The organism is Nocardia sp. NPDC051911, assembly GCF_040681035.1.
GTDB lineage: Bacteria > Actinomycetota > Actinomycetes > Mycobacteriales > Mycobacteriaceae > Nocardia > Nocardia sichangensis.
Window position 1 is genome coordinate 1 of the sequence record NZ_JBFAXY010000082.1, and the last position, 6,289, is coordinate 6,289.

Annotated in this window: 4 protein-coding genes and 2 pseudogenes; 5 read left to right on the top strand and 1 reads right to left on the bottom strand. The window is 66.6% G+C overall.

What is annotated here, in order from left to right:
• Positions 1–216: 216 nt before the first annotated feature.
• From AB0L97_RS38260 to AB0L97_RS38280, 5 genes and pseudogenes are all read left to right on the top strand, one after another.
• Entirely contained in the window at positions 217–1,200 is a 984-nt protein-coding gene (locus AB0L97_RS38260; RefSeq protein WP_364439878.1) for an ornithine cyclodeaminase family protein, read from the top strand.
• Positions 1,201–1,229: 29 nt separating this feature from the next.
• The gene (locus AB0L97_RS38265) at positions 1,230–2,249 is read left to right on the top strand and encodes a dihydrodipicolinate synthase family protein (protein WP_364439881.1); all 1,020 of its coding nucleotides are present in this window, start codon (positions 1,230–1,232) and stop codon (positions 2,247–2,249) included.
• A gap of 49 nt (positions 2,250–2,298) precedes the next feature.
• Complete coding sequence (locus AB0L97_RS38270) at positions 2,299–3,924, top strand: FAD-binding oxidoreductase (RefSeq protein WP_364439884.1); 1,626 nt, start codon at positions 2,299–2,301, stop codon at positions 3,922–3,924.
• Positions 3,921–4,691 (top strand): SDR family oxidoreductase, encoded by a 771-nt coding sequence (locus AB0L97_RS38275; RefSeq protein WP_364439887.1) that lies wholly within the window; start codon positions 3,921–3,923, stop codon positions 4,689–4,691. Before AB0L97_RS38270 ends, AB0L97_RS38275 begins: the two co-directional genes overlap by 4 nt.
• Before the next feature lie 325 nt (positions 4,692–5,016).
• A pseudogene (locus AB0L97_RS38280) lies at positions 5,017–5,820 on the top strand (IS630 family transposase); the annotation flags it as partial.
• Positions 5,821–6,049: 229 nt separating this feature from the next.
• Here the strand turns inward: AB0L97_RS38280 and AB0L97_RS38285 are convergent.
• Positions 6,050–6,289: pseudogene (locus tag AB0L97_RS38285) on the bottom strand (transposase); the annotation flags it as partial.

Sequence of the window (6,289 nt, forward strand, 5' to 3'; positions counted from 1 at the left end):
CTTCTACGCCGAGAACGCCACCCGCTTCCTGGCTGATCGGGAAGTCGAGGTGGCGGGAGCTCGCACATGGGTGACGCACGAGCCACTCGGGGTGGCGTCGAACACTGCAACCTCGACAACCCCACCAACGTCATGCGCTTCATCGCCGACTGGGTCGCCGAGTCCCTCGACGGCCGCGTGCGGTGAGCGTCCGATCCAACCGAGGAGCACCGACTCTTGACCACCTTCCTGACAGACGCCGACGTCCGAGCGGTCCACGACTGGCCGGCCGCCGTCGCCGCGCTGCGTCGCGCGTACGGCCACCTCGACGACACTGACGCCTTCCCGCCTCGCATGATGGCCCGCAACGGGAACAGGCTGTGGCTGCGCATCTTGGGCGGGGTCTCGCGCGAGACCGGGATGATGGGCGCCAAGCTCATCGCCGCCTCGGTCAACAGCCGCAGGGTCTCCTACTTGATCCCGCTCTTCGACCCCGAGACCGTCGACCTGGTCGCACTCCTCGACGCGCACTCCATCACCGGGTTCCGAACGGCAGCCACCTCGGCCCTGGCTGTGGACGTCCTCGCCCCGCGGAGGCCGTTGCAGGTGGCGATGATCGGCTCGGGCTTCGAGGCCCAGAACCACCTGCGCGCCCTCGCCTCCGCGCGCGAGCTCTCCGCGGTCACCGTCTTCAGTCCGACCCCGTCCAGCCGTGAGCGGTTCGTCGAGGTCTTCGCCGGGGAGGGCACGGCGGTGCGCGCCGTCTCGACGCCGCAGGACGCGGTCGCCGGAGCTGACGTCGTCGTGTGCGCGGCCCGCTCGCACGACGAGAGCCCGATCATGCACGGCGACTGGATCAAGCCTGGCATGACCGTGGTCTCGATCGGGTCCACCCTGCCGGAGCAGCGCGAGCTCGACGCGTCGTGCATCACGCAGGCCGATCTCGTCGTCGCCGACCAGGTCGAGGAGGTCGCCCACGACACCGGCGACATGATCGCTGCGAAGGAGGCCGGCACCGACTTCTCAGGCAAGCTCGTGAGCCTCGCCGCCGTCGTATCCGGTCAGACACCCGGGCGTCGCTCAGAGGACGACGTCGTCGTCTACAAGTCCGTAGGCGCTGCCGTCCAGGACCTCGCCGTTGCCCAGATGTGCGCCGAGCGCGCCACCGAGCTCGGGCTCGGAACCACGTTGCCGGTGACGCTCGCGCCCATCACCAAGTAAGCACCCACCATCACCACCTGAGGAGACACATGGCCCGCTACACCCCCGACGAGGCCCGTGCCTGGGCGCGCCAACACCTCGTCGGCGCCGTGAACTGCACGATCCCGTCGTTCACCGCCGACCTTGACGACATCAACGAGGCCGGGATCCGACACGATGCCAGGCGGGCCGTCGAGCACGGCTTCGTCGGAACCCTCGGGGTCTCCGAGGTCGCCATCACCCGGCCCGAGTACCAGCGGTTCCTCGCCGCGATCAAGGACGAGGTCGGCGACCGTCTCATCCTCGTCCATCACGCCAGTTTCAGCACGCTGCAGCACAACATCGAGGCCGTGAGCGGTGCCGAGAGCGCCGGCGCGGAGCTCGTGCTGCTGTCCTACCCGCCCAACTTCTATCCCGAGTCCGAGGACGACATCTTCGACTACACCAAGGCGCTGTGCGACGCCACCAACCTCGGGGTGATGCTGTTCCCGATGTACCTGTGGGGGTTCAGCCCCCGGATCCACCCCAGCGACATCCCGCTGCGGCTCCTGCGCCGCCTGGTCGACGCGTGCCCGAACATCGTCGCCATCAAGGCAGAGGGTGGTTTCCCGGGCATCCAGAACGTGATCGAGTGCCACCGGCACTTCGCGGACGAGGTCGTCATCTCGATGCCGATCGAGGGCGAGCTCATCCCGCTCGCCCAGGTCATGCCGCTGAAGTTCTCGGCGACCAGCGACCACGAGTACTACGGTCCGATGATCCCTCGGGCCATGGAGCTCCTAGCAGCCGGCAAGCATGACGAGGCCTCGGACCTGTTCTGGCAGCTGCATCCGGCCCGGAAGGCGAAAGCGGGGCTTGCGCCGGCGCTCCACGGGGGCGCCTTCTTGAACCGTCAGGCCTGGAAATTCCAGGGCTGGCTCCAGGGCTACAACGGCGGCCCGCTGCGGCAGCCGACGATGCGCATCCACGACCAGCAGATGAACGCCCTACGCAAGGGGCTCATCGACTCGGGGCTGGAGCCCACCACCGAGCCGCTCCGCGAGTTCTTCGTCGGGCGCAACCCCGCATGACCGAGCCCGACCACACCACGTTCCGCACCATTCACGACCGGAGGTAATCATGACCGTCACCACGAGCCGTCCCTTCGAGGGTGAGCGGGAGCTCCCCCGAGGAAATCTCGAAACCGCCTTGGACGAGTTCCGCGCGGCCTTGGGCGAGAACGGCCTCCTGCTCACCCCCGAGGCCTACGCCGAGTACCGGGACCCGTACCAGCCCACCGCCTGGTCCGATTTCACCTCCGCCGCGATCCTCCAGCCGACGACGGTGGAGCAGGTGCAGGAGATCGTCCGCATCGCGCAACGCCACCAGGTGACGATCTGGACCCAGAGCCAGGGCCGCAACAACGGCTACGGCGGTGCCGCACCCCGCGTGTCGGGGTGCGTGACGCTGAATCTGCGCAGGATGAACAAGGTCCTAGAGATCAACGAGAAGCTCGGGTACGCCCTGGTGGAGCCGGGCGTGAGCTTCCAGGAGCTGTACGACGCCATCGAGGCCCAGGGCGCGAACCTGATGCTGTCGGTGCCGGACCTCGGCTGGGGCAGCGTGGTGGGCAACGCGTTGGACAGCGGAACGACCTACCTGCCCAACGGCAAGGACTTCCGGGCCGTCTGCGGGCTCGAGGTGGTGACTCCGGACGGAGACCTCCTGCGCACCGGCATGGGCGCGATGGAGGGCAACAAGTCGTGGAACCTCTACCCACGCAGCTTCGGGCCCGCGCTCGACCAACTCTTCGTCCAGTCGAACCTCGGCATTGTCACCAAGATGGGGGTGTGGCTGACCCCCAAGCCGGAGAAGATCATCCATGCGGCTGTCACGGTGCCGCAGGACCAGGACCTCATCCCGCTCATCGACACACTCCGTGAACTCCGGCTCGACGGCACTATCGACGGGGTCCCGTGCGTGTTCAACACCTTGTTCCTCGCGTCGGGCGCGGGCCAGCGCGACAGCTTCTGGCAGGGGGAACAGCCGGTCCCGGAGGAGCGCATCGAGGAGATCGCCAAAGAACTCGGGGTCGGAAGGTGGTTCCTGCGCTTCGCGCTCTGGGGTGACGACGCGATCGTGGACCTCCAGATGGCCAAGGCCGAACGGGCGTTCGCCGCGGCGATCCCGGGCGCGCGCATCGTGAGCTCCAAGCGCACTCCCGAGGAGGCGCGCAACCTGCCGAACTCCTCGGACCGGGTCCTCTCCGGGGTGCCCAACCTCGAATGGCTGGACATGCGAGGGTGGTACGGGGGCGAGAACGGTGGCCACATGGGCTTCTCGCCCGTGGTCCCGCTCAGCGGGCAGGAGGTCTACGACCTGGAGTGCTTCATGCGCGGGGTCATGGAGTCGAATGGCCTCGACTACTTCTCCGACATCATCGTCGTGACGGCCCGGGCTGCCATCGCGGTCTCCGGTGCGCTGTACGACTACACGGACGAGGAGGCGACGCGGGTCGCCTACGACGCGACGCGTGAGCTGGTCGGGAAGGCCGGGGCGCGCGGCTTCGGTGAGTACCGCGCCCACCTGCACTTCATGGACAAGGCGGCCGCTCAGTACGGGTTCAACGACCACGCATACCTGCGGTTCGTCGAGCGCCTCAAGGACGCCGTGGACCCGGCAGGGATCCTCTCGCCGGGCAAGCAGGGCGTGTGGCCCCGCTCGATGCGGGCCGGTGGCCACGACCGGGCGGAGGTCTCCTCATGACGTCGCTCTCCGGCAAGGTTGCGTTGATCAGTGGCACCGCCGGCGGCATGGGTCGAGAGGCAGCGCTGGAGTTCGCCCGTCGCGGGGCGTCGGTGGTCGGTTGCGACCTAGACCCGGAGCGATCCGAGGAGACTGTTCGCCTGGCCCGAGACGAGGGACTCGAGATCGAGTCCGTGCATCCCGTCGACCTGACCTCTGAGGAGGACACCGGACGGTGGGTGCAGCACGCGGTCGACCGGTACGGACGGATCGACGTGCTCTACAACAACGCCTCCGTCGCCCGTGTCGGGCCGTGGGAGGAGATGACGTACGAGGCGTGGCGCTTCTCGATGACCTACGAGCTCGACCTGGTCTACATCTCCACCAAGGCGGCGTGGCCGCACCTGGCCGCTGCCGGCGGCGGAGTGGTGATCAACGTCGCGAGCATCGCCGGTCAGTTGGGCGCGCGCTTCGTGGATCAGCATGCGCACGGTGCTGCCAAGGGCGGCGTCTTGGCCTTCACCAAGCATCTCACGGTCTCGGGCGCCCGGGACGGCATCCGGGCGGTCTCGATCAGCCCGGGTCTAATCGTCACCCCGGCGACACAGCCGGTCCTCGACGCCATGGGTGCCGAGGCTGAGGCGGGAGTGGTCGCGATCACTCCTGTCGGCCGCCTCGGCCGGCCGGAGGACGTCGCCCGTGTGGCCGCGTTCCTCGCCAGCGACGACGCGAGCTTCATCAACGGCACCGACATCGTCATCGACGGCGGGGTCACGGCCCTGCGCTGATCACGCAGCCCAGCACAAACTGCGCGCTCCCTCCCGGCCGGGAGGGAGCGCACGCAGTGGCATGTCTGCGGTCGGAAGCTCAGCTACCTGCCGGGTGCAGCCGGACCCGGGAGGCTCTCAAGCCCGTAGACGGTGTTGTTCAGGTGTCGCGTCGGCGGACCGGCGATCTCGATCCGCTCGACCCGACGAGCCAAGGTGGTGAGGATCGCGACGCCCTCGATGCGGGCGAGTCCCTGGCCGCTAGGTGAGGGCATTCACAGTTGCACGCCCGACAAGACCATCACGCGCTGCTCGGTCAGATCGTCCATCGTTGCCGGGCAAGGATACTCACTGGTCGCGAGCATCGATGGCCGAACGGACCGGGCTCTCGAAATCGACCATCGGCCGGATCTGGAAGAAGTTCGATCTCAAACCGCACCTGCAGGACTCGTTCAAGCTGTCCACCGACCCGCTGTTCATCGAAAAAGTGGTGGATGTCGTTGGCCTGTACCACAATCCGCCGGAGAAGGCGATGGTGTTGTGCGTCGATGAGAAGAGCCAGATCCAGGCTCTGGACCGCTCCCAGCCGGTGTTGCCGATGATGCCGGGCATGCCCGAACGCCGCACCCACGATTACCTGCGCCACGGCATCACCAGCCTGTTCGCCGCGTTCAACATCGCCGATGGCACCGTCATCAGTGAACTGCACCGTCGCCACCGCGCCGCCGAGTTCAAGAAATTCCTGGTCGCCATTGACAAGGCCGTGCCCCGCGACCTGGACGTGCACCTGGTCTGCGACAACTACGCCACCCACAACACCGCCGAGATCAAGTCCTGGCTGGCCCGGCATCCCCGCTTCCACGTCCACTTCACCCCGACCGGCTCGAGCTGGATGAACCAGGTCGAACGGTGGTTCGGCCTGCTCACCGACAAACTCATCCGCCGCGGCGTCCACACCTCGGTCAAAGCCCTCGAAAGCGACATCGCCGACCGGATCGCCACCTGGAACGAGAATCCCCGCCCCTTCCGCTGGACCAAGACCGCCGACGAAATCCTCAAATCCCTCGCCGACTACCTCACCAAAATCAACCCGCCAACCCCAGAAACAAAACAACAACTTACTTGCCCAACTTCAAGCGCAACACACTAGCGATCCTGCTTCGTGATGTCTACCAGCATATCGCAAACCAATAGGATGGTCTTGTTCCTTGTTACCGCAGCCTACGGGAGCAGCTCACCGCATATAAAGCCAACCGTTCCGGATCTACATGCAGCTGGGCGACGCAGCCTCCACATACCCGAAACAGTGTTGCCACATCATGACCGAGATTATGGGCCCCATCGGGGTCTATCTGGGACTATCTCGCTAAGAGCATGTCTCATGTGGCTGATTTGGCGAGTTTCTTGTAGCAGGTCAGTGCCGCAGCGAGGGTGAGGAAGGCGAGGAAAGTGGGTGGCCTTGCGGTCGTAGCGGAGGTTGAGGCGGTGGTAGCCGGCCAGCCAGGAAATCGTGCGCTCGATCAGCCACCGGTGACGGCCGAGGCGCTGGGAGGATTCGATGCCGTTGCGGGCGATGCGGACGCCGATTCCGCGGTTTCGCACCCATCGCCGCAGTTCGG